21 protein-coding genes are annotated in these 26,407 nt (G+C 71.5%); 7 read left to right on the plus strand and 14 right to left on the minus strand.

The window, feature by feature from the left end:
- Positions 1-11: 11 nt before the first annotated feature.
- From ACIA8R_RS21890 to ACIA8R_RS21925, 8 genes are all read right to left on the minus strand, one after another.
- Entirely contained in the window at positions 12-302 is a 291-nt protein-coding gene (locus ACIA8R_RS21890; protein ID WP_352320345.1) for an MTH1187 family thiamine-binding protein, read from the minus strand.
- Between the two features lie 109 nt (positions 303-411).
- Entirely contained in the window at positions 412-741 is a 330-nt protein-coding gene (locus tag ACIA8R_RS21895) for a hypothetical protein (RefSeq protein WP_397040042.1), read from the minus strand.
- A 10-nt stretch (positions 742-751) separates the two neighbouring features.
- A complete protein-coding gene (locus ACIA8R_RS21900; RefSeq protein WP_364089109.1) occupies positions 752-1,429 on the minus strand; it encodes a uracil-DNA glycosylase in 678 nt (225 codons plus the stop codon).
- 69 nt (positions 1,430-1,498) lie between these two features.
- Positions 1,499-2,872: a M1 family metallopeptidase gene (locus tag ACIA8R_RS21905; RefSeq protein ID WP_397040044.1), complete on the minus strand. Its 1,374-nt coding sequence runs from the start codon at positions 2,870-2,872 to the stop codon at positions 1,499-1,501.
- An 82-nt stretch (positions 2,873-2,954) separates the two neighbouring features.
- Positions 2,955-3,854 (minus strand): carbohydrate ABC transporter permease, encoded by a 900-nt coding sequence (locus ACIA8R_RS21910; RefSeq protein WP_357695029.1) that lies wholly within the window; start codon positions 3,852-3,854, stop codon positions 2,955-2,957.
- On the minus strand, positions 3,851-5,227 hold the full coding sequence (locus tag ACIA8R_RS21915; RefSeq protein ID WP_364089103.1) for an ABC transporter permease subunit: 1,377 nt from the start codon (positions 5,225-5,227) through the stop codon (positions 3,851-3,853). Before ACIA8R_RS21915 ends, ACIA8R_RS21910 begins: the two co-directional genes overlap by 4 nt.
- 12 nt (positions 5,228-5,239) lie before the next feature.
- Entirely contained in the window at positions 5,240-6,568 is a 1,329-nt protein-coding gene (locus ACIA8R_RS21920) for an ABC transporter substrate-binding protein (protein ID WP_397040046.1), read from the minus strand.
- A gap of 9 nt (positions 6,569-6,577) precedes the next feature.
- The gene (locus ACIA8R_RS21925) at positions 6,578-7,825 is read right to left on the minus strand and encodes an ABC transporter substrate-binding protein (RefSeq protein ID WP_357695035.1); all 1,248 of its coding nucleotides are present in this window, start codon (positions 7,823-7,825) and stop codon (positions 6,578-6,580) included.
- Positions 7,826-7,955: 130 nt separating this feature from the next.
- On the opposite strand from ACIA8R_RS21925, the gene ACIA8R_RS21930 reads away from it, so the two are divergent.
- The 3 genes from ACIA8R_RS21930 (at position 7,956) to ACIA8R_RS21940 (ending at position 11,531) form a co-directional block, all read left to right on the plus strand.
- Positions 7,956-8,462, plus strand: a complete 507-nt coding sequence (locus tag ACIA8R_RS21930; protein WP_357695037.1) for a PadR family transcriptional regulator — start codon at positions 7,956-7,958, stop codon at positions 8,460-8,462.
- Entirely contained in the window at positions 8,459-9,187 is a 729-nt protein-coding gene (locus tag ACIA8R_RS21935) for an ABC transporter ATP-binding protein (RefSeq protein ID WP_357695039.1), read from the plus strand. Before ACIA8R_RS21930 ends, ACIA8R_RS21935 begins: the two co-directional genes overlap by 4 nt.
- 73 nt (positions 9,188-9,260) lie before the next feature.
- Positions 9,261-11,531 (plus strand): FtsX-like permease family protein, encoded by a 2,271-nt coding sequence (locus ACIA8R_RS21940; protein ID WP_364089096.1) that lies wholly within the window; start codon positions 9,261-9,263, stop codon positions 11,529-11,531.
- Here ACIA8R_RS21940 and treS read toward each other — a convergent pair.
- Together treS and ACIA8R_RS21950 are read right to left on the minus strand one after the other, a co-directional pair.
- Positions 11,518-13,224 carry a maltose alpha-D-glucosyltransferase gene (gene treS, locus ACIA8R_RS21945; RefSeq protein WP_357695043.1) on the minus strand — a complete coding sequence of 569 codons (1,707 nt, stop codon included), beginning with the start codon at positions 13,222-13,224 and terminating at the stop codon, positions 11,518-11,520. The two genes, ACIA8R_RS21940 and treS, sit on opposite strands and share 14 nt — an antisense overlap.
- A 264-nt stretch (positions 13,225-13,488) precedes the next feature.
- Positions 13,489-15,111: an asparagine synthetase B family protein gene (locus ACIA8R_RS21950; RefSeq protein ID WP_397040050.1), complete on the minus strand. Its 1,623-nt coding sequence runs from the start codon at positions 15,109-15,111 to the stop codon at positions 13,489-13,491.
- Positions 15,112-15,227: 116 nt separating this feature from the next.
- On the opposite strand from ACIA8R_RS21950, the gene ACIA8R_RS21955 reads away from it, so the two are divergent.
- The 4 genes from ACIA8R_RS21955 to ACIA8R_RS21970 all read left to right on the plus strand — a co-directional run bounded on the left by ACIA8R_RS21955 (position 15,228) and on the right by ACIA8R_RS21970 (position 20,470).
- Positions 15,228-17,039, plus strand: a complete 1,812-nt coding sequence (locus ACIA8R_RS21955; protein WP_397040052.1) for a hypothetical protein — start codon at positions 15,228-15,230, stop codon at positions 17,037-17,039.
- A gap of 17 nt (positions 17,040-17,056) precedes the next feature.
- Positions 17,057-17,680, plus strand: coding sequence for an anticodon-binding protein (locus ACIA8R_RS21960; protein ID WP_364089086.1), 624 nt, complete (start codon positions 17,057-17,059; stop codon positions 17,678-17,680).
- Positions 17,681-17,843: 163 nt separating this feature from the next.
- Positions 17,844-19,184, plus strand: a complete 1,341-nt coding sequence (gene lysA, locus ACIA8R_RS21965) for a diaminopimelate decarboxylase (protein WP_357695416.1) — start codon at positions 17,844-17,846, stop codon at positions 19,182-19,184.
- Positions 19,181-20,470, plus strand: coding sequence for a homoserine dehydrogenase (locus ACIA8R_RS21970; RefSeq protein ID WP_364089083.1), 1,290 nt, complete (start codon positions 19,181-19,183; stop codon positions 20,468-20,470). The genes lysA and ACIA8R_RS21970 overlap by 4 nt, the downstream gene beginning before the upstream one ends.
- A gap of 20 nt (positions 20,471-20,490) precedes the next feature.
- On the opposite strand, the gene ACIA8R_RS21975 is transcribed toward ACIA8R_RS21970, so the two are convergent.
- The 4 genes from ACIA8R_RS21975 to ACIA8R_RS21990 are packed head-to-tail and all read right to left on the minus strand — an operon-like array spanning position 20,491 to position 26,229.
- The gene (locus tag ACIA8R_RS21975) at positions 20,491-22,179 is read right to left on the minus strand and encodes a glycosyltransferase (RefSeq protein WP_364089080.1); all 1,689 of its coding nucleotides are present in this window, start codon (positions 22,177-22,179) and stop codon (positions 20,491-20,493) included.
- Positions 22,176-24,218, minus strand: coding sequence for a glycosyltransferase (locus tag ACIA8R_RS21980; protein WP_397040055.1), 2,043 nt, complete (start codon positions 24,216-24,218; stop codon positions 22,176-22,178). Before ACIA8R_RS21980 ends, ACIA8R_RS21975 begins: the two co-directional genes overlap by 4 nt.
- On the minus strand, positions 24,215-25,795 hold the full coding sequence (locus ACIA8R_RS21985) for a glycosyltransferase (RefSeq protein ID WP_397040057.1): 1,581 nt from the start codon (positions 25,793-25,795) through the stop codon (positions 24,215-24,217). Before ACIA8R_RS21985 ends, ACIA8R_RS21980 begins: the two co-directional genes overlap by 4 nt.
- A complete protein-coding gene (locus tag ACIA8R_RS21990) occupies positions 25,792-26,229 on the minus strand; it encodes a hypothetical protein (RefSeq protein ID WP_357695059.1) in 438 nt (145 codons plus the stop codon). Before ACIA8R_RS21990 ends, ACIA8R_RS21985 begins: the two co-directional genes overlap by 4 nt.
- Positions 26,230-26,407: the final 178 nt, after the last annotated feature.

Raw genomic sequence — 26,407 nt, forward strand, 5'->3', positions numbered from 1 at the left:
CCGTCAGATGCTCAGGGGAGGTGGCGTTCGAGGCTTTGGAGTTTGGTGGTCATGCCGTCCGTCACGCCCGGGCGGAGGTCGGCTTTCAGGACCAGGCTGACTCGCGGGGCGACTTCGGAGACGGCGTCGACCGCGCGCCTGACGACGTCCATGACCTCGTCCCACTCGCCCTCGATGGTGGTGAACATCGCGTCCGTGCGGTTGGGCAGGCCGCTCTCGCGGACCACCTTGACGGCGCGGGCGACCGGTTCGGCGACCCCTTCGCCGACGCCCAGCGGGGTGATGGAGAAGGCCACGATCATGGCGACAGATCCCTCAGCAGACGGAAACAGCCCGGACGAACCGATCGTAGCCGGGGCGAAGAGCCACGACGCGGGTGGGGCGTCGTGGCTGATCGCCGTACGTCACACGTCACACGTGGTCGTGGTCGTGGTCTTCCTCGTCCTCGTCCTCGCTCGGCCCCTCGGACGGCTCCACCCCGAGAACGGCCTCACGCGGCTCGATCTCGGTGATGTGCTCCACGAGCTGCAGCACGTGGTCAGGCTCGATCAGCCACTGGAGCGCCGAGGCTCCGGTCTCGTCGGAGTTGACGAGGTCGGCCTGCTCGGAGCGCTCCTCGTCGCTGAGGTCGGCGTCGGGGTGCCTGATCTCGGCCAGCGCCGCCGCCTGCAGCGCGTTCACGTCGAGCACCTCCACGGTCAGTTCGACCGTAAGGCGCAGGTACTTCGGTTCATCACTCATGGCGACGATGCTAGGGCAGCTTCCACTCGACAGGTGCGGCGCCTTGCTGGGTGAGCAGCTCATTGGCGCGGCTGAACGGCCGTGAGCCGAAGAAGCCGCTGCGCGCCGACAACGGGGACGGATGCGCCGACTCGATGCGCGGCACGCTGCCCAGCATCGGGGCGAGGTTGCGGGCGTCGCGGCCCCACAGGATGGCGACCATCGGCTTGTCGCGGGCCACGAGGGCGCGGATGGCCTGCTCGGTGACCTGCTCCCACCCCTTGCCCCGGTGGGAGGCGGGCTTGCCCGGCATGACCGTCAGAACCCTGTTGAGCAGCAGCACGCCCTGCTCGGCCCACGGGGTCAGGTCGCCGTTGGCGGGGCGGGGGAGGCCGAGGTCGGACTCCATCTCCTTGTAGATGTTGAGCAGGCTCCCGGGTATCGGCCGCACCTCGGGCGCCACCGAGAACGACAGCCCGACGGGGTGGCCGGGCGTGGGGTAGGGGTCCTGGCCCACGATCAGCACCCTGACGTCGTCGAAGGGCTGGTTGAACGCGCGCAGGACGTTGGGACCCGCGGGCAGGTACTGCCTGCCCTCGGTGATCTCGTTGCGCAGGAACTCACCCATCAAGGAGATCTGCTCGGATACGGGCTCAAGAGCCTGAGCCCATCCGGCTTCGACGACTTCATGCAAAGGACGACCGGCCATGGCCGTGAAGCTTATCTAGGTCTGGTACGGCTTGCCGCCCAAACGGGCACGCAGGCCGTACCGGAATGATCACAACGACGGCTTTCCGGGCTGGAAGAGCCAGGCGTCGAAGAGGGCGTCGAGCCGCCTGCCGGACACGCGTTCGGACAGGGCGACGAAGGCGGCGGTGTCGGCGTTGCCGTACTTGTGCTCGCTCGCCCAGGTACGCAGGATCGTGAAGAACGCGCTGTCGCCGACGGTCCGGCGCAGGACGTGCAGGGTCGCCGCGCCGCGGTCGTAGACGGGGTCGTGGAAGAGCGCGGCGGCGCCGCCGGGGTCGGCGGTCGGCGTCTGCCAGAACTCGTCGCCGGCGGGCCTGGCGTAGACGCCGTCGAAGGACGTCTGCACGGTACGGCTGCCGGTCTTCTCCAGCCAGAGCCATTCCGCGTACGTCGCGAAGCCCTCGTTCAGCCAGATGTCACGCCATAAGGTGGGCGTCACCGAGTCGCCGAACCACTGGTGGGCCAGCTCGTGGGCGAGCAGCGACTCGCTGGGCGCCACGGGGTAGATGGGCCGGGTCTGGGTCTCCAGGGCGTAGCCGACGTTCGGCTCGTGGTCGACGATCCCGCCGGTGGAGGAGAACGGGTACGGGCCGAAGAGCGAGCTGAAGTAGTCGAGGACGGGCGCGTGGCGGGCGGCGAAGTCCGTCGCCTTGGCGGCGAGCTTGGGGTCCACGGCGGTGATCACGCGGTAGCCGCCGATCCTGGCGTCGGTGAGCTGGAACTTGCCGATCGACACCGTGGTCAGGTAGCTCGCCATGGGCTCGCGGGCGTCCCACACGTACGTGGTCCGGCCGCCGGCCGACGTTCTGGCCACCAGGTCGCCGTTGGCCACCGCGACCCTCGTGCTGGGCACGGTCACGGTGAACCGGTACGTCGCCTTGTCCGACAGGTGGTGGTTGCCGGGGTACCAGGTCATCGCGCCCTGCGGCTCGTTGGCGTTGAAGACGCCGTCGCTGGTCCTGATCCAGCCGTCCCTGGAGCCGTCGGGGTCGAGGACGTGGGTGGGCCTGCCGTCGTACCGGACGACGACGGAGAAGTTCTGCCCGGAGGCCAGCGTGGCGGCGGGGGTGACGACCAGCTCGTCGCCGGCGCGCGTGACGGCGGCGGGCCTGCCGTCCACAGTGACCGAGCGTACGGACAGCGAGCCGGACAGGTCGAGGTCGAAGCGGCTCAGCGCCTGGGTGGCACGGGCGGCGACGGTGGCCACGCCGGTCAGGACGTTCGAGGACGGGTCGTAGTCCAGGGCGAGGTCGTAGTGGCCGGCGTCGTAGCCGCCGTTCCCCTGACCGGGGAAGTACGGATCACCCGCCCCGGGAGCACCGGGGGTGCCGCCGAGCGCGGCGGCGGGGGCGAGGGGGAGGGAGATGAAGGCTGCTGCGGCGAGGGCGAGAAGACGCTTCATGAACAATCATCGGAGGTCCGCGAGCAGGTGTTACGGGCGCCCGCCTGCCCCCCTAGGGAGGCGGGCGCCCGCGGGGGACGGCCTACTTGACGGAACCGGCCATCATGCCCTGGACGAAGTACCGCTGGAAGGCGAAGAACAGCACCAGCGGGATGATCAGCGACAGGAACGCCCCGGAGGAGAGGATGTCGACGTTCGATCCGAACTGCCGCATCTGAGACTGCAGGGCTTTGGTCATCGGCTGGTTGTCGGTGTTGGCGAACACGAGCGCGATGAGCATGTCGTTCCACACCCACAGGAACTGGAAGATCCCCAGCGAGGCGATGGCCGGCTTGCCCAGCGGGAACACGACCTGGGCGAAGATCTTCCATTCGGGTGCGCCGTCCATCCTGGCCGCCTCCAGCAGCGACGACGGGATGCCGACGAAGAAGTTGCGCAGCAGGAAGATGGCGAACGGCAGGCCGAACGCCGTGTGGAACAGCACCACGCCGGGGATCGTGCCGAAGATCCCGACGCCGCCGTAGAAGGCCGCGACGGGGATCAGCGCGATCTGGATGGGCACGATCAGCAGCCCCACCACGACCAGGAACGCCGTGTCCCGCCCGCGGAACTCCATCCACGCGAACGCGTACGCCGCCATGGCCGCGATGCCGATCACCAGGATCGTGGTCGGCACGGTGATGAGCACCGTGTTCCAGAACGACGAGGTGAAGCCGCTGGCCAGCAGGTTCTTGTAGTTGGCGATGGTCAGCTCGGCGGGCTTGGTGAAGATCGTCCACCAGCCCTCGGCGTTGTTCACCTTCACCGTGCGCAGGGAGACGACCAGCAGGCCCAGCGTCGGCACCAGCCAGAACAGGCCGAGCACGATCATGACCACCTGGACGGCGCCGCCGCCGAGGCGGTCCACGATCCTGCTCGCCACGCCTCTGCGCGGCGCGCCCGACTCCAGTCCGTGAGGTGCGCTCACGCTCGCGGTCGTCATGTGTCTTCCCTTCTGAACCGGCGGATGTTCATGATCATGAAGGGCAGAACCAGGATGAGCAGGAACACCGCGAGTGCGCTGCCGAGCCCCTGGTTGTTCCCGCCGCCGAACGACACGCGCCACATCTCCAGCGCGACCACGTTCGACTGCGGCTGAACCGAGGCCGGCGCGATGATGTAGACCAGGTCGAAGACCTTGAGCGTATTGATGATCATCGTCACGAAGACGACGAGCAGCACCGGCGACAGCAGCGGCACGGTGATCCGCCGGAACACCTGCCACTCGGTCGCGCCGTCGATGCGGGCGGCCTCCAGGGCGTCCCGCGGGATGGCGGCGAGCCCGGCGGCGATCAGCACCATCGCGAACCCGGCCCACACCCAGACGAACGCGCCGATGATGGCCGGCGTGATGAGCGTCTGGCCGAGCCAGGTCAGGCCGCCGTAGCTGGCCTGGAAGTTCGACTGCGGCAGCCGTACGACGTAGGAGCCGGCCGGCAGGCCGGCGAAGCTGAAGCTGCCGTCGTCGGCGGTCGTGGCGGTGGCCGCGACCTGGCCGTCCTTGACCGCCTCGACGGTCACGCCGGGCAGCCCCTTCTCGGTCGGGTCCACGGCGCCGCTCTGGCCGCCGCCGCCCTGCGTGAAGTCGAACCACACCGTCCCCGACACCGCCGAGCCGCCGGTGGGGGCGTGGGCGGGCTGGGCGTTGGACGGCATGATCTGCGGCTTGACGCCGACGATCGGGATCAGCACCGGCGTGCCCGCCTGGACGGGCTGCTTGGTGACGACCGCGCCGTTCTGCTCGGTCACGGGAGACTGGTCGCCGCCGCGTGCCCGTGCCTCGGGGTAGCCCTGCGAGGAGGAGAACGTGTCGTGCACGGTGGTGAGCACCGCGTTGGCCAGGCCCTTGTCGGGGTCCTCCTCGTAGACGAGGCGGAAGATCACGCCGGCGGCCATCAGCGAGACGGCCATCGGCATGAACACGATCAGCTTGAAGGCCGTCGCCCACCGAATGCGCTCGGTCAGCACCGCGAAGATCAGGCCGATCGTGGTGACCACGATCGGGGCCACGACCACCCAGATGAGGTTGTTGCGGATCGTGACGAGCATGCCGTTGTCGCTGAAGATCGTGGTGTAGTTGCCCAGCCCCACGAACCCGCTGCCCGAGGCGTCGAACAGGCTGCGGAAGATGGAGTAGACGATGGGGTAGACCACCCAGACGCCGAGCAGCAGGGCCGCCGGCAGGAGGAAGGCGATGGCGACCGCCGGCGATGGGCCGAGGCGTCGTCTCGTACGGGGGGTTTCAGCCGGTCCTGCGGAGGGCCCGCCCGCGGTCTTCGCGGGCGGGGCCGCCGGGCCGTCCAACCGTTCGGTCACGGCCTTACCTCTTTACTTCCAGGCCTTCTTGGCCTCGGCCTCGAGCGCCGCCTGGGCGCCCTTGACGTCGCTGGGGTCGCGCAGGAAGTCCTGCAGCACCTTCCACTCGCCCTTGCCGTCGGTGCCGCCGAAGGCGCTCGGGGCCAGGTCCGACATGTCGTAGCGGACGGCGTCACCGGCGGAGACGATCGTCTGGCCGAGCTGCTTGGTCAGCTCGTCGGGGTAGTTGTCGGGGGAGACGTTCTTGTTGGGCGACAGGTAGCCGGGGAGCTTGGCCCAGATCTCGCCGCCCTCCTTGGAGGCCAGGAACTGCACCAGGGCCATCGCGCCGGGGGATTCCTTCATGACCACGGCCACGTCGCCGCCGAGCACGACCGGAGCGGTGTCGCCGGCCTTCGGGAACGGGAAGTACTTGGCGCCCTCGCCGACCTTGGCGCCGTCCTGGGTGGCCTGGGTGGCGACGAAGTCGGCCTCGATGACCATGGCGGCCTTCTTGTTGCCGTACACCTTGGTCACGCAGGTCGGGAAGTCGGTCTGCAGCGCGCCGGAGGCGCCGTCGAGCACGAACTCCTTCTTGCCCGCGATCTGCGCGATCTTCTCCAGGGCGGTGGCGACGCTGGGGTCGGTCCACGGGATCTCGTGCTTGGAGAGCTTGTCGTAGTTCTCCGGGCCGGCGCTGGACAGGTAGACGTTCTCGAACAGGTCGGTCAGCGTCCAGCCCGAGGCGCCGCAGAGGGAGAAGGGCGGGGTGCCGGAGTCGGCGATGGTCTGGCCGGCCTTGATCAGCTCGTCCCAGGTCGTCGGCACCTGGACGCCGGCCTCCTCGAAGGCGTCGGAGCGGTACCAGACCAGCGACTTGTGCGCCGCCTTGATCAGCACGCCGTACACCTTGCCGTCGGCGGAGCCCAGCTCCTTCCAGTACGGCGTGTAGTTGGTGTCGATCTCCTGGGTGACCTCGGCGGACAGCGGCTTGAGCGCGTCCTGCTTGGCGTACTGCTGCACCAGACCCGGCTGCGGCAGGATCGCGACGTCCGGCGGGTTCTTGCCCTGGATGCGCGGGCCGAGGTAGGCGCCGGTGTCCTCACCCGTGGAGGCGTAGGTGACCGTGGCGCCGGTCTTGTCGGAGAAGGCCTTGAGCACCTGCTCGAAGTTCTTCTGCTCGGCGCCGGTCCACTTGGCCGCCACCTCCAGCTTGACGCCTTCGAGGGTCTTGCCGCCGCCGGCGTTGCCGGCCGGCGCGGACTCCGAGGCGGTGGGGGTGGTCGTCGTCGGGGCGTTGCCGCAGGCGGCGACGGCGACCGCGAGCCCTGCCAGGACTACTGCTGCTCTGGCTTTACGCATGGCTTTGCCTCACTGGGTTCTGATGATCTCTTCGAGTTCTGACTTCATGGAGACCGCGACGTCGTCGGCGGACTCTTTCGAGGGAGCGGCCAGGGCCTTGGCGACCGAGCTGGCGATCACCAGGCTCACCTGGTTGTAGTTGGCGCTCACCGGCCGTGGTTTGGCGGCGAGGATGCTCTCCTTGAGCACGGGCAGGTACGGGAACCGCTTGATCAGGGCCGGGTCGTCGTACAGCTCGGTCCACACGGGCGGGAAGGAGCCCTCGGTGAGGACGCGGCGTTCGTTCTCCAGGCTGGTGAAGTAGCGGATGAACTGCTGTGCGGTCTGCTGGTGCTTGGAGTAGGCGCTGACGGCCAGGTTGATCCCGCCGAGGGAGCTGGATCCCTGACCGTTCAGGCCGGGCAGCCGGGTCACCGCGAAACGGTCACCCAGTTTGGCCCTGGCCGGGCCGTAGGCGTGCGGCCAGTTGCGGGCGAAGGCCAGCTTCCCGTCCTGGAAGGCCAGCCGGGTCTCCTCCTCCTTGAAGGTCAGGGAGTCGCCGGTGATCCAGCCCTCCCGCAGCCCTTGCATCAGGAAGTCGAGCGCGATCTTCCCCTTGGCCGGATCGAGGGTCACTTCCGTGCCGTCGTGGTTGAGAATCTGCCCGCCCGCCGACTGCACTGCCTCGGAGAAGTTCACCGTCAAGCCTTCGTAGGCCAGGAGTTGGGCCGCATAGCCTCCGATGTCACGCTTTTTCGTTATTTTTCGTGCTTCGTCGCGAAGTTCCGCCCAGGTCTGCGGCGGCTTCTTGACGAGATCGGTCCGGTAGTAGAGCAGTCCCGCGTTGCTGGTGTACGGGACGGCCCAGAGCTTGCCTTTGTAGACGGCCGTGTCCACGACGGGCGGCAGGAACCTGTCGAGCGGGAACAACCCGCGCTCCAGGGGGATGATCCAGCCGTTCTCCGCGAACTCGGCGGTCCACACCACGTCGAGCCCCAGCACGTCGTAGCGGTTGCTCTGGGCCTGGAGGTTGGCCACCATCTGGGCGCGTTGCTCGTCGGCGGCCTCGGGCAGCTCCAGCAGCGTCACCTTCTCGGCCGGGTGGGCCTGGTTCCAGCGGTCCAGCAAGGGTTGCAGGTACGCCGTGGTGTCGCGTCCGGTGGCGAAGGTGATCGGGCCTGTGCCGCCCATTCCCGTCTCGCCGCCGCCCTCGTCACCCGCCGCCGCGCATCCGGCCGCCAGCAGGACGACCAGAACGAACGAAAGCGGGCGCAGCACTCTGTTTCCTCCACATTCAGCGGGGTTACATACGTGTTAGGTAGATGCATTCATGTTATGCACACCTGTAATCTGATGGTCAACGGATACCTACGTAACGCTCACGTAACACAAAGCGGGGAGGTGAGGCGTGCGGCTTCACCTGCTGGCGCTCCTGGCCAAGGAACCGGCCCACGGCTACGAGCTCAAACAGGCCCTTGAACAGACGTTCGGCAGCGCCTACCCCTCCCCGAACATCGGGCAGATATACGTGACGCTCGGCCGGCTGGAGAAGGACGGGCTCGTCAGGGCCGTCGACGTCGAACAGTCCAACCGGCCGAACAAGAAGGTCTACTACCTGACCGCCAAGGGCCGCGACCTGCTCACCATCTGGGTCGACGAGCCCACCGAAGGTCCCCGGGTGCGCGACGAGTTCTTCATGAAGCTCGTGCTCGCGCCGCTCACCGGCATCGCCGACCGGATGGCGCTGATCAACCGCCAGCGCCGCCACTACCTGTCGCTCATGGGCGACCTCAATGAGCTGCTCTCCCGTACGGCGCCCACCGACCGGGTGGCGCTGCTGCTGATCGAAGGGGCCATGCTGCACCTGCAGGCCGATCTTGACTGGCTGGAGCGATGCCAGGAGGATCTGGCATGAGCTCGGTCCTAAAAACGGTCAATCTGGTTAAAATCTACCAAGACGGCGCGGTCCCGGTGCCGGCCGTGCGCGGGGTGGACCTCCAGGTCGAGCCGGGCGAGTTCGTCGCGATCATGGGGCCGTCCGGCTCCGGCAAGTCCACGCTCGTGCACATGCTCGGCGGCCTCGACGCGCGCACCAGCGGCGAGATCTGGCTCGACGGGCAGCGGGTCGACACCCTCTCCGAGAGCGCCTGGGCGCTGCTGCGGCGCAAGAAGGTCGGCTTCGTCTTCCAGTTCTTCAACCTGGTCGCCAACATGACCGTCGGCGACAACGTCGAGCTGCCCGCGCTGCTGGCCGGAGCCTCGCCCAAGGTGGCGCGCGAGCGGCGCGAGAGCCTGCTCGGCGCGCTCAACCTCGCCGACCGCGCCGGAGCCTCGCCCGCCCAGCTCTCCGGCGGCGAGCAGCAGCGCGTCGCGCTGGCCAGGGCCCTGGCCAACAAGCCCAGCCTGCTGCTGGCCGACGAGCCGACCGGCAACCTCGACAGCCGCAACACGCGCGACGTGCTGCGCCTGCTCAGCGACGTGCACAAAGAGGGGCAGACGATCGTCATGGTCACCCACGACGCCCGGGTGGCCGGCCTGGCCGACCGGCTGGTGTCGCTGTTCGACGGCGCCATCGTCGACGACGGCCGCATCGCCCGCCGCCGCACCCGCACCGCCGGCGAGGTGATCGACCTCCGATGAGCGCGAAGCGAACCCGACGCGGCGAGCGGACCGGAGGCCCGACCGGGGAGGGGCTCCGCGGAGTGAGCGACCAGTGAGCGCCGCTCTGGCCGGAAGCCGCTGGATCAAGGCCGACCTGCGGGCCAGGAAGGGCCAGGCGGTGCTCACCGTGCTGGTGGTGGCCGGGATCGTGGCCGCCCTGATCACCGCGGCGACCCTCCTGGAGGACGGCACCAACCCGTGGCGCAGCCTGTCGGCCCAGACCGACGGCGCCCACGTCTGGGTCTACACCGACGACGACCCGAACGTCGCCCTGGGCGACATCGACGGCGTCACCGGCACCACCGGTCCCTACCGCTCGGCCCCCGTGACCGTGGCGCAGGAGGGCAAGAAGGAGCCCGCGTCGCTGCGCGCGATGCCCGCCGCGCCGCCCGCGGTGGCCCATCCCGTGCTGGCCGAGGGCAGGTGGCTCGACGGCACGCAGCCCGACGGCGTGGTCGTCGAGCACTCCTACGCCAGGTCTCTGGGCCTGGCGATCGGCTCGCCGTTCACGGTCATCGCGCTCAACGGCGAGCGCCACACCCTCTACGTACGCGGCATCGCCGACTCCGCCGACCAGGGCTTCTACCCCGAATGGACCCCGGGGCTGGCCTGGGTGCTGCCCGCCACGCTCGACCGCGTCGAGCCCATGCTGGGCCGCAGCGAATGGGTGACCGGGCTGCGCCTGGCCGACCCCGACGCCAGCCAGGTCGTGGCCCAGCGCGTCGTGGTGATGCTGGAGGACAAGCTCCAGCGCGTCTACACCTGGCGCGAGGTCAGGGCCGCGATGGAGCTGGACAACCGGCTGCTCGGCACCCTGCTCGCGCTGTTCGGCGTGGTCGGCATGGTCGCGGCGGCGCTCGCGCTGGCCAACGCGGCCGGCGGCCGGGTGCTCGGCCAGCTCCGCGACCTGGCCACGCTCAAGTCGATGGGCTTCACCGGCGGCCAGGTCGCCCTGCTGCTCCTGGTCGAGCACGGCGCGCTCGGCCTGCTCGGCGTCGCGCTCGGCGCGCTGGCCGGCTGGGGGGCGACGGCGGTGGTGCTCGGCACGTACTCGGCCGCGCCGGTGCCGGTGCTGGCCATCGTGGCGGGCACGACGCTGGTGGTGCTGGGGGCGGTGGGGGTGCCCGCCTGGCGGGGCGCGCGCACGCCGCCGATCCCCGCCGTGCCGGCCTCGCCGCCGCGCGGCCACCTGTCCCGGCTGGCCCGGCTCGGCCTGCTCGTGCGCCTCCCGCCCGCCCTGATCCTGGGCACCCGCGACGCCTTCACCAGGCGCGTTCCGGCGTTCCTGACGGCGTTCGGCCTGGCCGTGCCGATGATGATGATCACGATCGGCCTCGGCGTCTGGTCCACCATGGACAACTTCCTCAGCCACCCCGAGCAGGTCGGCCAGCACGCCAGCCTGTACGTCCGCCCCGGCAAGCTGATGGAGTCGGCCGAGGCCCAGCGCATCGCCGAACGCGACCGCGACGTGCGCTCGGTCTACCCGGGCACCGACGTGAACGCCCTGGCCCCGGGCGAGGCCCGTTCGGTCAGGGTACGGGCGGTCGGCAGTTCCACCGATCCCTACCCGTTCCCCGTCGTGGAGGGCCGGAGCTACACCGAGCCCGGTGAGGCGGTCGCCGGGCAGGGCCTGCTCGACCTCCTGGGGGTCAGGATCGGCGACCGGGTGCGCCTGACCGTGGGCGGCTCGCCGCTGATCGTCCGGATCGTGGGCCGTACCGTCGAGCCCGACCTGGACGGCGAGGTGCTCTCGGTGGGCCTGGACAGCCTGGCCGCCAAGGACTCCGTGCCGCCCCAGTACTACGCGCTGGCCCTGCGGCCGGGCGCGGACAAGGCGGAGGTGCGGGCCCGGCTGCTGGCCGAGTCGGCGGAGGGCCTCGACGTGCAGGCCGCGGTCAACCCGGCCGACCGGCTGTCGATCATCAGAGTGGTGATCGTGGCGCTGATCGCCGTGCTGGCCCTGATCGGGCTGGCGAACCTGCTCACGGCGAGCGCGATCGGGCTGCGCGACCACGCCTTCGACCTGGCCGTCCTCAAGGCCATGGGGCTGACGCCACGTCAGGTCATGGCCACGCTGGTGACCGGCACGGGCCTGCTGGTCGTGCTCGGCGTCGGCGCCGGCACGGCGGTGGGGGCGTCGGTGGTGGTGGGGCTGATCGACCTGCAGGGTCACACGAGCGGCGTGGGCGCGGGCATCGGCCGCGCGCCCTCGCCGGTGACGCTGGCGGTGGCCGTGGTGACGGCCGTGGGCACGGCCCTCGCGGTGGCGATCATTCCCGCCCGCCGCGCGGCCCGTGCCCAGGTGCCCGTCACTTCGCGCTGATCTCCTCGGGCTTCAGCGCGAACCAGTAGAACCCGTGGCCCGGCAGGGTCAGCAGGTAGGGCAGCTCGCCGATGCGCGGGAAGCGCACCCCGCCGCGGGCCTCGACCGGCACCATGCCCTCGAACCTGCGCAGGTCCAGCTCGACGGGCTGCGGGAACTTCGACAGGTTGTTGACGCAGAGCATCACGTCGTCGCGGTCCTCGCGCACGTACGTGAGCACGCACGGGTTGGAGGACCACATTTCGGTGTAGGCGCCGAGGCCGAACACCGGGTGGTTCTTGCGGATCTCCAGCATGCGCCGGGTGAAGTGCAGCAGGGAGCCCTCGTGGCGCTGCTGGGCCTCCACGTTGACCGCCTGGAAACCGTAGATCGGGTCCATGACGGCCGGCAGGTAGAGGCGGCCCGGGTCGGCCTGGGAGAACCCGGCGTTGCGGTCGGGGCTCCACTGCATCGGCGTGCGGACCGAGTCGCGGTCCTCCAGCCAGATGTTGTCGCCCATGCCGATCTCGTCGCCGTAGTACATGACCGGCGAGCCCGGCAGCGACAGCAGCAGCGCCGTGAACAGCTCGATCAGGTCCCGGTTGTTGTCCAGCAGGGGCGCCAGCCGCCGCCGGATGCCGAGGTAGGCCCGCATGCGCGGGTCCTTGGCGTACTCCTTGTGCATGTAGTCGCGCTCTTCCTCGGTCACCGTCTCGAGCGTGAGCTCGTCGTGGTTGCGCAGGAAGATGCCCCACTGGGCCGTGTCGGGCAGCTTGGGCGTGCGGGACATGATCTCGGAGATCGGCTCGCGGGTCTCCTTCTTCACCGCCATGTAGATGCGCGGCATCAGCGGGAAGTGGAAGGCCATGTGGCACTCGTCGCCGCCGACGGTGGGGTCGCCGAAGTACTCCACGACGTCCTCGGGCCAGCCGTTGGCCTCGGCCAGCAGCACCCGGTCGGGGTAGAGCCGGTCGACCTCCGCGCGGATCTTCTTCAGGTACGCGTGCGTCTCGGGCAGCCCGGAGCACGCCGTGCCCTCACGCTCGAACAGGTACGGCACCGCGTCGAGGCGGAAGCCGTCGATGCCCAGGTCGAGCCAGAACCGCAGCACCTCCAGCATGGCCTCCTGCACCGCCGGGTTGTCATAGTTCAGGTCCGGCTGGTGGTGGAAGAAACGGTGCCAGTAGTACTGCTTGCGCACCGGGTCGTACGTCCAGTTGGACTCCTCGGCGCCGATGAAGATGATGGGCGCGTCCGGATAGCCCGTGGGCTCGTCCGACCAGACGTAGAAGTCCCCGTAGGGGCCCTCCGGGTCGTGCCGGGAGGCCTGGAACCACGGGTGTCTGTCGCTGGTGTGGTTCATGACCAGGTCGGTGATGATCCGAAGACCTCGCTCGTGCGCGGCCTCGATCAACTGGACAAAGTCTCCCAGATCGCCAAAATCCGGAAGGATCTTCATGTAGTCCGAAATGTCATAACCGCCATCGCGCAGCGGGGACTCGTACAGCGGCAACAGCCAGAGGCAGTCGACGCCGAGCCATTCCAGGTACCCGAGCTTCTCGATGAGACCGCGCAGGTCCCCCGTGCCGTCACCGTTGGAGTCCTTGAACCCCCGGACGAGAACCTCGTAGAACACCGCCCGCTTGTACCATCGCGGATCTTCCGAGACGAAAGCCTCAGAGATCGACTCCGGTGATGGGGATGCGTTGATCATGATGTCGCTCACAGGAAGAGATGTGGGCAGGACGAAGTCACCGGTTACCCCGGCGTTCTTAGCTGGTGACCGCGCCGCGTGGAGTCGTCATCCCTGCGAACTCCATGCCCTCGAACGAGACCGGATTTGTGATCTGGTGCCCGTTTGTTGCGGCGCTTACGGGCCGAACACTACCAGCCCGGTGGCTTTCCGGAACCCGCTTCTGCTGTGCGACGTGTAATACCCGCGAGATCCGTATGTAATCGCCCTGTTACCCAGAGTTCACTAAAAAGGTGCCGTGACGTCCGTGAGGTCGTTCTCGAAGTCGTTCAGCCAGAGTCCGAAAAGCACCAGGCCGCGCACCCAGAACCGGTCGTTCCAGCCGTTGAACCGGGTCAGTGCGTCGGGTCCGCCGGCGATCACCTCGTGCAGCTCGTCGGAGAGCAGGCCGGGCACGCGCCCGGCCACGACTTCGAGCATGGCGTGGGAGTAGGCCCGCGCCGGGGCGGCCGTGGAGCGCAGCGGCACCCGCCGGAGCGGCTGCTTGACCACGTTCGTCGAGGGCAGCGCGGCCACCCTCGGATTGGCCGCGTGCAGCACCTCGCGGTAGAAGCGGCCCTTGTCCTTGCGCGCGACGCCGACGCTGAGCGCGGCGTCGAAGAAGGCGGGATGGATGAACGGCGCCGCGAACGACGCCTCCGGGCCCACCAGGTTGACCGCCGACCGCGCGATGCCGCGCACGGTCCTGGTGTGCAGCACCGACAGCGGCAGCTCGGCCCGATGGCCGTGGAGCATCGAGGTGGCCGCCGCGAACTGGTCGCGCACGGTCTCCTCCATCCACTGCGCGGCGGCCTTGGACAGGAACGGCTGCGCGGGCGCGCCCAGCGACAACGAGCCCAGCAGCGCCGCCGACCGTTCGGCCTGCGTCCTGGCCTCCAGGGCGGCGCCGCTGACCATGAAGTTCTTCAGCAGCGGGCCGCCGGCCAGGCCGTCCACCAGGACGCGGCCCGAGCCGTGCACCTCCTTGGCGAAGGGCGCGTACCAGGCGTGGTGCGGCGTCAGGTACTCCAGCCTGCGGGCCACCTCGGCGGCGTCGCCGGGGTAGGCGGCCGCGTCCTGGGTGACGATCCGGTGCGGGATGCCCAGCTCGCGGGTGATCGCCTGGGCGAAGGCGATGTCGGTGTCGGTGCCGTCGTCGGGGCTGGTGGTCCACGACTCGACGTCGGCGCCGCGGGCCATGGCCACGCTCGCCAGCAGCCGCGAGTCGTAGCCGCCGCTGACCGGCACGAGCAGCCTGCGCCCGTCGTAGTCCTCGTAGACGTGGTGCAGCAGCTCGACGATCTCCTCGGGGCTCGTCCACGCCTCGTACGGCTCGGTGCGCAGCCAGCGCGGCAGCCGGCGCTCGGTGGCCAGGCGGCCGTGCTCGAACACCAGCGCGCTCGACCCCGGCAGCCGCCTGACCTCCCGGTACGGGGTCGCCTCGCCCAGCGGGAACGTCACCTGGATGATCGAGGCCCACGCGGCCCAGTCGATCTCGACGGGCGCCAGGCTGAGCAGCGGCTGGATCAGCGAGGAGAAGTAGACGGCGTCGCCCTGGCGCACGTAGTAGACGTCGACCAGGCCGAGCGCGCCCGCGTGCAGCGTCACCCGCGCGTCGTCGCCGATCAGGCCGGGCGTCTCGTACGTCTCCGCGACCGTCATCCAGTCCTCGGCTGCGGCGGGCCTGCGCTCGCCCCACGAGAACGCGAACGCGCCGCCCGCCCGGTGGTAGGGCGGCAGCGGCGCGGAGCTGAACAGCGCGGCCTCGTCCGTCTGGAGCGCGGGCCGCACTTTGGGGCCCGCGGCGGTGAGTTTGCCCAGTATGGAGGTGTCGATCCGGCCGAGAGCGCCGCATACGTAGGGTCGCACGTTGAACTGCACCGGATCTCATCCCTTCGAGACGCTTCCTGCAAAAGAGTATCCTTTGCCGGGCTGAGAGAGCGGAGGTCCGGTTGTCTACCGAGCTGGAAAGCACGCGTCGGGCGTTGCGGGAAGCTGTCGCGCAGGCCGAGCGCGCGGCCGAACTGGCCAGGCTGCTGGACGCCGCGCAGTCCAGGCTGGCGGCCGCCGAGGAGAACGCCGAGGAGGTCAGGAAGCTGGCCGAGCGGCTCGACGAGGCCGAGGAGCGGCTGGAGACCGAGCGGGCCGCGGCCGACAAGCTGCGCAGGGAGCTGGCCGAGCAGCGGTTCCAGGCCGAGGTGGCCAACTGGAAGCTGTCCTCGATCAAGGTCGCCCGCTGGAACCGGCTGGGCGACGCCATCAAGAGCGGCAGGAACAACCCGATGCGCCTGGCCAAGGGGCTCAGGGGCGCGGCGAAGCCGGTCAAGCGGCCCAGCGCGCCCAAGCGCCGGCCGGTGGCCGTCCAGGGGGCCAAGGAGGCGCGTCCGGGGGCGTCGTTCCAGGCCACCAGCACGACCAGGACGCTGGGCGGGGCCTCGTTCAAGCTCAAGCCGTACCGGATCCCCACCGGGCCCAACACCCGCCCGCACCTGACCGCCGCCGTGATCGCCGACCCGCACGTCGAGGCGCTGCTGCGCTACGAGTGGCGCCAGACGACCGGGTTCACGCCGCGCGACTTCGCCCGCGTGCTGCCGCTGGAGGTGCCCCACCTGCTCGTGGTGGAGTCCGTCACGCAGGGGCCGTGGCTGGAGGAGCTGACCGGCGAGCCGGGCGATGGGCTCAGGGCCCTGCTGGCCTGGTGCGCCGAGCGCGGCATCCGCACCGTCTTCTGGCACACCCAGGGCGACGTGGCGGACTACGCCGCCGCGGCCGAGCTGTTCGAGCACCGCTTCACCGGCGACACCACCGTCCCGTGGCCGCGCCTGCACTTCGGCGTGCAGCCGCGGGTGCACAACCCGCTGCCGCTGGCCGGCGGACGGGTCGACCGGGTGCTCACGCTCGACCAGCTCCTGCCGCCGCACCTGGCCTATCCCGACGTGCTCACCTCCTACCGCTGGCCCGCCGCGGCCGAGTGCCCGCCCGGCACGCCGCAGTGGCGGCTGGCCGAGATCGCCGCCTGCGGCACGCCGATCGGCACCGAGCCCGACTCGCGCCGGGCGCACGTGGCGCTGCGCCGGGCCTACAACATGGGGACGATGACCGAACGCGTGGACGAGCTGCTGGAGGCCGTCGGCCTGCCGAGCGCCCGCGCCACCCTCGACACCTCCGTGCTGCTGCCCATCCTCGACCCGTCGCTCATGGAGCACGCGCTGGCCCAGGTGGCCAGGCAGTCGGGCGTGGCCCAGGTGATCGTCATCGGCCCGCCCGAGGCCGAGCTGCGCGCCCGCGACGTGCTGACCGACGCCGAGGTCCTGTACCGGCGGCCCCACCCGGCCATGTCCGAGGGCGCGATGCTGGCCAAGGGCCTCGACCTGTGCGAGGCCGACCTCGTCGCGGTCATGGACCCGCGCGACGTCTACGGCCCGCACTACCTGACGGACCTGCGCCGGGCCTTCCTGTTCAGCACGGCCGACATCGTCGGCAAGGCCGCCTTCTACGCCCACCTGCGCAAGCCCCAGGCGACCCTGCTCAAGCAGCCCGAGGCCGAGTACGCCTACCTCCCCGAGATCGCCGGGTCCACCCTGCTCGCGCGCAGGAACGCCCTGCGCGAGGTGGGCTTCGCCGACCTCACCGAGGGCTGGGACGAGGTCATGATGCGCCAGTGCCGCACCGACGGCGTCAAGGTCTTCTCCGCCGACCGGTTCGGCTACGTACGGGTGCGCGACGAGGACCGCTGGCTGCTCGGCGCGGCCCACCTGGTCGAGTATGGCTCGGCCGAGCCGCACGCGCTGATCTGACGCCTACGCTGGGGCCCATGATCGACCTGCTGGCCGAGGTGCTGGGGGAGCCGCCGGTGCCCGAGGGCACGTGGGAGCGGGAGGCCGTCTACGTGTCGGCCGCCGCGCTCCGCCGCCGGATCCCCCCGTCCGACCTGGCCGCGCGGGTGCGGGCCGTGGAAGGGGTGGCCGGGGCCGAGGCGCGGCCGAACGGCTTCCTGCGCATCGTCGTGGACGTGCCGGGACGGCTGGTCGAGTCGCCGCAGGCCGTGCCGGACCTGCCCGACCCCGGCTGGCCCGACTTCCCGCGCACGTGGGACAACCCCGGCTTCGTCGTCCGGTACGGCCACGCCCGCGCCTGCGCGGTACGGCGGTGGGCGGGCGAGCTGGGGGTGCCGCTCACCGGGTTCCGGCCCGAGCTGCTCGACGGCCCCTACGACCGCGGGGTGCTGCGGGTGCTGGCCGAGCTGCCGGGACGGGCCGTCAGCCGCGCCCCCGCCTGGGACAACTTCCTGGTCCGGCTGGCGCTGGCCTACCACGACGCCCATGAGCACGCGCCCGCCGTCCCGGTGGGGGACGAGCCGGTCCGGCCGGTGCACACGGCGCGGCTGCGGCTGGCGGAGGCCGTACGGGAGGTGCTGGTGGGACCGGAAAGATTGTGACGGCTCGTAAAATATCCGGCCAAACCGCGAAAAATCGTAAAAATATCCCTTGTGGACCTTGATCGCGTCTCGATACGTGGGCAGCGGTCCAAGAAGGGGCGGCGATTCCGATAGCCTCGATCGGGTGAGCTTCGTCCATCCAGCCGGGGACCGGCACGCCGAGATGCTGCCCCACGAGCGCCCCCCGATGGCGCCCGCCGACCTCAACCGGATCGACCCCGCGATCTGGCCCCGAACGTCGGCCCGGACCGACGGCACGCTCACGGTCGGCGGCGTCGACGTGCGCGACCTCGCCCGCGAGCACGGCACGCCGCTCTACGTGCTCGACGAGGCCGACGTGCGCTCACGTATGCGCGACTACGCCACGGCCTTCCAGGGCTCGGAGGTCCACTACGCGGGCAAGGCGTTCCTGTGCAAGGAGATCGTGCGCTGGCTGGCCGAGGAGGGCCTCGGGCTCGACGTCGCCAGCGGCGGCGAGCTGGCGGTGGCGCTCAGCGTCGGCTTCCCGCCCGAGCGCATCACCCTCCACGGCAACAACAAGTCCAAGGCCGAGCTGACCCGCGCCCTGGAGTGCGGCGTCGGGCACATCGTGGTCGACTCCTACGAGGAGATCGCCCGCCTCGGCTACCTCGCCGAACAGCTCGGCAAGCGGCCCAAGGTGATGATCCGGGTGACCACCGGGGTCGAGGCCCACACCCACGAGTTCATCGCCACGGCCCACGACGACCAGAAGTTCGGCCTGTCGCTCAACACCGGCGCCGCCGCCGAGGCCGTGCGCCGCATCCTCGCGCTGCCGCAGCTCGACCTGGTCGGCCTCCACTCCCACATCGGGTCGCAGATCGTCGACACCGCCGGGTTCGAGGTGGCCGCGCGGCGGCTGGCCTCGCTGCTCGTCCAGATCAAGGACGAGCACGACGTCGTCCTGCCCGAGCTCGACCTCGGCGGCGGCTACGGCATCGCCTACGTCGAGGGCGACGAGGCCCCCGACATCAAGGAGCTGGCCGACGGCCTGCGCGAGATCGTCACCAAGGTCTGCGTCGACGCCGGCCTGCCGGTGCCGCGCCTGACCGTCGAGCCGGGCCGCACCATCGTGGGCCCGGGCGGCATCACCCTCTACGAGGTCGGCACGGTCAAGGACGTCGAGGGGCTGCGCACGTACGTCAGCGTCGACGGCGGCATGAGCGACAACGTGCGCACCGCCCTCTACGGCGCCGAGTACACCGCCACCCTCGTCAGCCGGGCCAGCGACGCCGAGCCCATGCTCAGCCGCCTGGTCGGCAAGCACTGCGAGAGCGGCGACATCATCGTGCGCGACTGCCACCTGCCCGCCGACCTGGCGCCCGGCGACCTGGTCGCCGTGGCCGCGACCGGCGCCTACTGCCGCTCGCTGGCCAGCAACTACAACTACCTGCCCAGGCCCGCCGTGGTCGCCGTCGCCGACGGCGCGGCCCGGGTGATCGTGGCGGGCGAGACCGAGGACGACCTGTTGAGGGGGCAGCTGTGAAACCGCTGAAAGTGGCTCTGCTGGGCTGCGGCGTCGTCGGCTCGCAGGTCATCAGGCTCCTGCACGAGCAGGCCGACGACCTGGCCGCGCGCATCGGCGCCCCGCTTGAGCTGGCCGGCGTGGCCGTGCGCAGGCTCGGGCGCAAGCGCGACATCGAGGTCGACCCGGCGCTGCTGACCACCGACGCCGAGTCCCTGGTCACCCGCGACGACATCGACATCGTCGTCGAGGTGATCGGCGGCATCGAACCGGCCCGCACGCTCATCGTGGCCGCCCTCGAACGCGGTAAGTCGGTCGTCACGGCCAACAAGGCCCTGCTGGCGGAGGACGGCTCGGCCCTGCACGAGGCGGCCCGGCGTGGCAAGGGCGACCTCTACTTCGAGGCCAGCGTCGCCGGCGCCATCCCGCTGCTGCGCCCGCTGCGCGAGTCGCTGGCCGGCGACCACGTCAAGCGCGTGCTCGGCATCGTCAACGGCACCACCAACTACATCCTCGACAAGATGGACAGCACGGGCGCGTCCTTCACCGACGCCCTGGAGGAGGCCCAGACGCTCGGCTACGCCGAGGCCGACCCGACGGCCGACGTCGAGGGCTTCGACGCCGCCGCCAAGGCCGCCATCCTGGCCGGTCTGGCCTTCCACAGCCGGGTCACCGCCGACAAGGTGCACCGCGAGGGCATCACCGAGATCACCGCCACCGACGTCGCCTCCGCCAAGGCCATGGGCTACGTCATCAAGCTGCTGGCCATCTGCCAGCGCTCCGACGACGGCCGTTCGTTCGGCGTGCGGGTGCACCCGGCGATGATCCCGCGCACCCATCCGCTCGCGGGGGTGCGCGAGGCGTACAACGCGGTGTTCGTGGAGGCCGAGTCGGCCGGGCAGCTCATGTTCTACGGCAAGGGCGCCGGTGGCGCGCCCACGGCCTCGGCCGTGCTCGGCGACCTCGTGGCCGTCGGCCGCAACCGCCTGGCCGGCACCCACGGGCCCGAGGAGTCCACCTACGCCGACCTGGCCGTCCATCCGATGGGCGACACGGTCACGCGCTGCCACGTGGCGCTCGACGTGGCCGACAAGCCGGGCGTGCTGGCCCGGGTGGCCGACCTGTTCGCCCAGCACGACGTGTCGATCCAGACCGTCCGCCAGGAGGGCCACGGCGACGACGCCCAGCTCGTCATCGTCACCCACCGCGCCACCGACGCCGCCCTCACGGCGACCATGGAGGGGCTGCGCGGGCTCGACATCGTCCGGGCGGTCGCCAGTGTGATGCGCGTGGAGGGCGACGACTGACGCCTGCCCCCGCCCAGGTCTCAGTGGGTGCGGAAGGCCAGGTCGCGGACGCGGCGCACGGCCCGTTTCAGGACCGTGCGGTCCTGCTCGCGGGCCAGCCGCACCGCCTCGCGCCGCCAGCTCTCGGCCTTCTCCCGCCAGCGGGAGGCGTCCCTGCCGTTCTTGGCGGACTCCCGGCGGAGCTGGGCGATCTCGGCGCGCAGGGCGGCCACGCGCTTGCGGTGGAGGGTCAGGTCCTTCTCGTGGCGGGCGGCCAGCCGGGCGAGTTCCGCGACCGGCGGCCTGCTGGGCGGGTAGACGCCGGGGCGGCGGTGGAGGCCCCACGACGCGCCGTCCGCCCATTCCACGCCGTACAGGGCGTCGATCAGGTCGTCCGGGTGGTCGTCGGGGGTGGCGACCAGGGCGGCTCTGGACAGGGCGGCCGTCCGGTCGAGGCGGGCGGCGACCACGCCGTGCCCGGTCTCGTCCAGGGCCAGGCAGAGGCTGCCGAGGTCGTGCTCCTCCAGGTGGGCGATCAGGCGTTCGAGCGTGCCGGGGGAGAGCGTCCAGCCGGGCGGCACGCTCAGCCGGAAGGGGGCCGTCGTGCCGGCGGGCGGCCCAGGAGGCGGTTCGGTGGCCAGCCGGACCCGCGGGTCGTGCTCGAAGGTGGCCTTGACCAGGCGCAGGTCCAGGTCGGGGTCGTTCAGGGGGGACCGGCGTCCGGTGGGCAGCGCGGGCCACGGGCCCGTGAGGGTGAGGCGCACGTCGGGGATGGAGGAGGCGAGCAGGGCGTCCGCGGTGGCGCGGGTGTCCTCGTAGCCGCCCGCCGGCACCACCGCCTCCACGTACGGCACCAGCCACTGCCGCCCCGCCTCCGTACGCAGGTACCGCCGGTACGGAACCCGGTCGGCCACGTAGGGATCGTTGTACCGCTTCAACGCGGCCACGTCGCGCATCGCGGTCGGCAGGCCGACGTGCCAGGCCCGCGCCTCGGGGTCCGGGACGAAGACCGCCCCCGCCTGCGTGAGCCGGTACCCCAGCTCGGTGTCCTCGGCCAGCACCAGCGAGGTGTCCAGGCCGCCGATCGAGCGCAGCAACGCCGCCGGGTACGACGCCGTCGCCCCCACGTGGACGCGGGCGGCCGTCGCGCCGGACGCCGTGCGCAGGCCGTCGTGGTCGTGGATGATCTTCTCGGCCCAGTCGTGCCGGTGCGGTGACAGGGGGAACAGGCCGTCCTCGGCGCCGTCGTCCAGCGCCTGGACGACCTGGCCGGGCGTGGGCAGCTCGGCGGCCGAGGTGAAGTCGATCCAGCCGAGCACCACCACGTACGGGGCCAGGTGGTGCCACCGGAGCTGGGCCTCGACGTGCCGCCGGTACGGGACCATGTCGGCGTCCAGCACGAGGACGACCTCGCCGGAGGCGGCGTCCAGGCCCGCCTGGACGGCCCAGGCGCGCCCCCAGCCGCCCGGTGGACCGGAGATCAGCTTGGTGCCGCCCGGGACGAGTTCGGGCAGGCGGATGGGGGTGGCGCTGCCGTCGTCCACCACGATCACGTCGAGCAGGTGGGCCGGGTAGCTCTGCGCGGACAGGGCGGCGAGCGTCAGGTCCAGGGTCTCCTGGCGGTCGTGCGCCGGGACGACGACCGTGACGGTGAGCTCCGGCTCCCAGGCCCCCAGCTCGGGAGGGTCCAGGACGCCGAAGTCGTTCCCGCGGATCCGGGGCACGGTCATGGGCGGCTGCTCCCCTCCAGCTCCATCAGGGCGTTCGGGCGGAACCCGCGCCACTGGCGTCTGTTGCGCCGCAGGAACGTGCCGATCGGCTCCTGCCAGGTGTGGGCGGAGGCCGGGCCCCGGCGCAGGATGTAGCCCAGGCCGTGGGTGCGGTAGATCTGGCCGCCCGCCGCCTGGAGGGCCTCCTGGAACTGGGTGTCCACCGAGCGGCGCAGCGGCCGGAAGCCGCCCACGGCCTGGAACGCCGAGCGCTCCACCAGGATCGTGCCGCCCGCCACGAAGCTGGTGATCTGCTCGGTGACCTGGCTGCGGTGCACGGTGACGTCGATCGAGGCCAGGTAGACGAACTCGGGCACCGTGCCGACCACCTGGGCCCCCGAGTAGGCGTGGGCGAGCAGCAGGTCGGCCAGGAAGTCGGGGCCGTACCAGTCGTCGTCGTCCATCTTCAGCAGGAACGAGCCGGAGGCCCTGGCGGCGGCCTCGTTCAGCACCTCGCCGAAGACGGCTCCGGGGTCGGCCTCGTACACGGTCAGCGGACCGTCGAAGGCGGCCAGGGCGGCGGCGACGTCGGGATGCTCCCGGGGCACGCCGTGCAGCGCGAGCACCACTTCGAGCTGGGCGTCGCGCTGGCGGGCGATCTGCCGCAGGGCGAACGGCACCATGTCCGCGCGCCGGGTAGCCAGCAGGACGGAGGTGAGCGGAGGAGCGGGGGCGGGCGCGCCGAGCTGCTCCCATCGCGCCGCCACGCCATGGGTACGCAGGGCGGCCCGGCGCAACCGGATGCTGTGCTCCTCGCGCCGCAGGTCGTCGGACAGGTCGGGCGCGGCGGGCAGGAGCGTGACCAGCTCGTCCCCGAGAGCCCCCGCCCAGCGCGGCACGGCCCCGGTCACCAGCGGCACCCCGGCGGCGGACAGACCGGCCAGCACCCGTACGGCCGCCAGCGGGCCGCTGTGCGGATGGTGCCAGCTCACCTCGACGCCCCGGATCTGCCGCAGCCTGGCCACGTCGGCGTCGGTGACCCCGCCGGACTCGGCGAATGTCGTGACGACCTTGCCGTCCAGCAGCACCGACCAGCGGCCGTCGCGCTCGGCCAGCGCGGCCGTGCCCCGGGACGGCGTGGTCACGAAACCCTGGGGGTTGACCAGGCGCTCGTCCACGGGCGGGACCATCGACGGCTCGGCGAGCACGTCGGGATCGGCCAGCGGCGACCCGGCCCCACCGGGACGCCCGATGCTCTCCCAGCTCGCGGCCACGATCGTGGGTCTCTCGACGGGCGCCTGATCACCGGCCCAGCCGATCCCGCCCGGCTCTCCGGCCCCGCCCGGCGTCAGGGCCTTGGACGCGTCCGGGGCGCGGCCGTCGCCCGGCAGGCGCAGGGCGTCGCCGGCCAGGCCGCGGAGGGCGACGTCGCCCAGCGTGCGGAGCACGACGTCGCTGCCGGGGGCGCCGACGCGTTCCGGGACCGGGCCGGTGACCTCGGCGGGGGTCGCGTTCGGGTCGCCTGGACGCCAGTCGGCCGAGCCGATCCCGGCGATCCCGGCGGCCGGCGCGGCGATCACGTCCAGCCGGTGCCCGGCGAAGGCCCGCGCGGTCGCGGTCACCGTACGGCCGGCGGGCGTCGCGGCGGAGAAACGGGCGTCCACCACCCACACCCGGCTCCTGGGCTGGTACACCCGCAGGTCCGTCAGCGACCGCCAGCGATGCGCCGGGGTCGGCGTGGGCACGGGGGCCGGATGCGAGGCCGGGGCGTCGAGCACGCACACCACCACCCGCCCGGCCAGCGGGAGCAGCTTGTGCAGGGTCGCCACCCTGCGCAGGTCGGCGGGCGTCCTGGCGAGCACGAGGACGTGGTCGGCCGACTCCGGCTCGGCGGGCGGCTCCAGCAGGTCCCGGTCCAGATCCACGACGCCGCCCGTCCCGGTCTGCCCGGTCAGGAGGGACCGGCTCTCGATGCCGGCCAGGAACACCCGGGCGCCCGGCAGCTCCGCCAGCAGCGCGGAGACCGTCCGCCGCTCGGCGGGCGGCTGGTCAGCGATCATCCGGCGCTCCGCAGGTGCCGGATCAGGGAGCTCAGCGGCCCGGGAGCGGAGGGCTCCTCGTCCTGCGGGCCGGACAGGCGCTCGACCTCGGCGGCGAGCCGGTCGGCCGCGGCCCGCAACTCCTTGATCTCGGCCAGCCGCCGGGCCGCCAGCGCGCGCCACTTGGCCGGGTCGCCGCCCAGCGGCGGCGCCTCTTCGGCGGTGCCGAAGCCGTGCTCGCCGCCCTCGACCCACAGGACGCCGAACAGGGCGTCCACCAGGTCGTCGGCCCGCTCGTCGGCCCGCTCGTCGGCCCGCTCGTCGGCCCGGTTGTCGGCCCGGTTGTCGGCGGGGTGGTCGGCCTGGTCATCAGCGGCGCCGTCGAGGCGTGCGGCGCGGGCGAAGGCGGCCGTGCGCTCCAGCCGGGCGGCCACGACCTCCCCGCCGTCCTCGGCCAGCGCGATGCAGACCAGGCCGAGCAGGTCCTCGTCGGCCAGCCGGACGAGCCGGGCGAGGGTGTCGGCCCCCAGGACCCAGCCGGCGGGCAGCCGCAGCAGGAACGGCGTGGGGGCGGCCGAGACCGGTTCGCTCTCCGCGAACGTGACGCGCGGCTCGTGGGCGTACAGGTTGTGCAGCAGGCGCAGGTCGAGCAGCGGATCGTCGAGGCTGGACCGGCGTTCGCCGGTCAGCTTGCCCCAGGGGCCGACGACGGTGACGGCGGCGTCGGGCAGCGTGCCCGCGAGCGCCGCGTCCACGCTCGCCCGGGTCTCCTCGTACGTGGTCGCGCCCACCACGACCCGCACGTACGGCACCCGCCAGTGTCGCCGGGGATGGCCCCGCAGCCAGCGCAGATCCGGGACGAGGTCGCCCAGGTAGGACCAGTTGTGCCGGTGGACCTCCTTCTCCCGCAGCATCACCGTGGACGGCCCGACGTGCCACGCCCTGGCCTGCGGATCGGGCACGAACACCGCGCCCGCCTGGGCCAGCCGGTAGCCCAGCTCGGTGTCCTCGGCCATGTTGAGTGAGACGTCCACGCCGCCCGCCGCGCGCAGCAGCTCCGCGCGCACCGACGTGGAGGCCCCCGTGTGCAGCAGGTACGCGCTCGTGCCCGCGTCCTTGAGCATCCGGGTCGACTCCAGCGTCTTCCTCGTGTACTCCGGCCGCGTGCCCTCCTCGCCGGGCTCCGTCACGAACCGGATGTCGCCGATCACCACCACGTGGTCGAGCAGGTGGTGCCAGCGCATGTGCGCCTCAAGGTGGTCGGGGGCCAGGATCATGTCGGAGTCCAGCCAGTGGATCACCTCGCCGGTGGCGGCCAGTTGCCCGGTCTGCCGGGCCGCGCCGCGTCCCCAGCCGTCGGTCACCCGAACGACGCGGGCCCCCGGCAGCTCGACCGGCGGCGTGCTGCCGTCGTCGGCGACCACGATCTCGACGAGTTCGGCCGGGTACGTCTGTGCGGCCAGCGCGGACGCCGTACGCTCCAGCGCCTCCTGGCAGTCGTAGGCCGGGATGACCACGGACACGCTCAGCGACGGCTCCCAGGCCCCGATCGCGGGCGGGCGCAGCACCCCGTAGTCGTTGTGCCGGACGCGGGTCATGCCAGGCCCTTGGCCAGCGCGCGAACCTCCTCGCGCAGTTCCTCGACCTCGCGGGCCCTGGTCATGGCGTGCACGCGGTCCTCGCCGAGCGAGGCCAGGATCGCCCCGATGTCGTCGGCGCGCCGCGCGGCCGACTCCTCGACGGCCTGGACCAGCAGCTCCACCCGGGATTCGAGGTTCCTGAGCGCGGTCGTGGCGCGGGCGAGCTCGGCCTCGTGCTTCTTCATCCGCAGGTCGATCCGGTGCGCCTTGCCGTCCACGCGGCGGACGGTGAGCAGCAGGAGGGCGAGGGCGGCCAGGGTGACCGCGAACGCCGCGACGGTCGCCGCCGCGCCGAGTGTGAGCAGGCCGGCCAGGACGAGGAGCACGAGCACCCCGGTGGCCACAACTGCGAGAAGTGCGGCGGTCGCGGCCAGTCGGCGGGGCGAGAGCATCCGCGCAAACCTTTCATAGTCACGACGAGTCGGGCATAGGAGTCGGAGCGGGATTATTGCCACCCTAATAAATCCTGGCCACTACCGTGCCATAAGTTCCTGGAGGAAAACTGGGAACCGGCTGCCCCACGGCCTGCGTCGCCCGCCATGCGAAAGCTGCCTGTCCGTCTACTGACGT

It is taken from the genome of Nonomuraea sp. NPDC051191 (assembly GCF_044455665.1).
GTDB lineage: Bacteria > Actinomycetota > Actinomycetes > Streptosporangiales > Streptosporangiaceae > Nonomuraea.

Bases quoted from the DNA above. Each gene is read 5' to 3' on its own strand.
- ACIA8R_RS21895 (WP_397040042.1), bottom strand. From the start codon at position 741: ATGAGTGATGAACCGAAGTACCTGCGCCTTACGGTCGAACTGACCGTG.
- ACIA8R_RS21905 (WP_397040044.1), bottom strand. From the start codon at position 2,872: ATGAAGCGTCTTCTCGCCCTCGCCGCAGCAGCCTTCATCTCCCTCCCC.
- ACIA8R_RS21975 (WP_364089080.1), bottom strand. From the start codon at position 22,179: ATGACCGTGCCCCGGATCCGCGGGAACGACTTCGGCGTCCTGGACCCT.
- ACIA8R_RS21920 (WP_397040046.1), bottom strand. From the start codon at position 6,568: ATGCGTAAAGCCAGAGCAGCAGTAGTCCTGGCAGGGCTCGCGGTCGCC.
- ACIA8R_RS21985 (WP_397040057.1), bottom strand. From the start codon at position 25,795: ATGACCCGCGTCCGGCACAACGACTACGGGGTGCTGCGCCCGCCCGCG.
- ACIA8R_RS21890 (WP_352320345.1), bottom strand. From the start codon at position 302: ATGATCGTGGCCTTCTCCATCACCCCGCTGGGCGTCGGCGAAGGGGTC.
- ACIA8R_RS21910 (WP_357695029.1), bottom strand. From the start codon at position 3,854: ATGACGACCGCGAGCGTGAGCGCACCTCACGGACTGGAGTCGGGCGCG.
- ACIA8R_RS21980 (WP_397040055.1), bottom strand. From the start codon at position 24,218: ATGATCGCTGACCAGCCGCCCGCCGAGCGGCGGACGGTCTCCGCGCTG.
- ACIA8R_RS21935 (WP_357695039.1), top strand. From the start codon at position 8,459: ATGAGCTCGGTCCTAAAAACGGTCAATCTGGTTAAAATCTACCAAGAC.
- ACIA8R_RS21960 (WP_364089086.1), top strand. From the start codon at position 17,057: ATGATCGACCTGCTGGCCGAGGTGCTGGGGGAGCCGCCGGTGCCCGAG.
- lysA (WP_357695416.1), top strand. From the start codon at position 17,844: ATGCTGCCCCACGAGCGCCCCCCGATGGCGCCCGCCGACCTCAACCGG.
- ACIA8R_RS21990 (WP_357695059.1), bottom strand. From the start codon at position 26,229: ATGCTCTCGCCCCGCCGACTGGCCGCGACCGCCGCACTTCTCGCAGTT.
- treS (WP_357695043.1), bottom strand. From the start codon at position 13,224: ATGATCAACGCATCCCCATCACCGGAGTCGATCTCTGAGGCTTTCGTC.
- ACIA8R_RS21900 (WP_364089109.1), bottom strand. From the start codon at position 1,429: ATGGCCGGTCGTCCTTTGCATGAAGTCGTCGAAGCCGGATGGGCTCAG.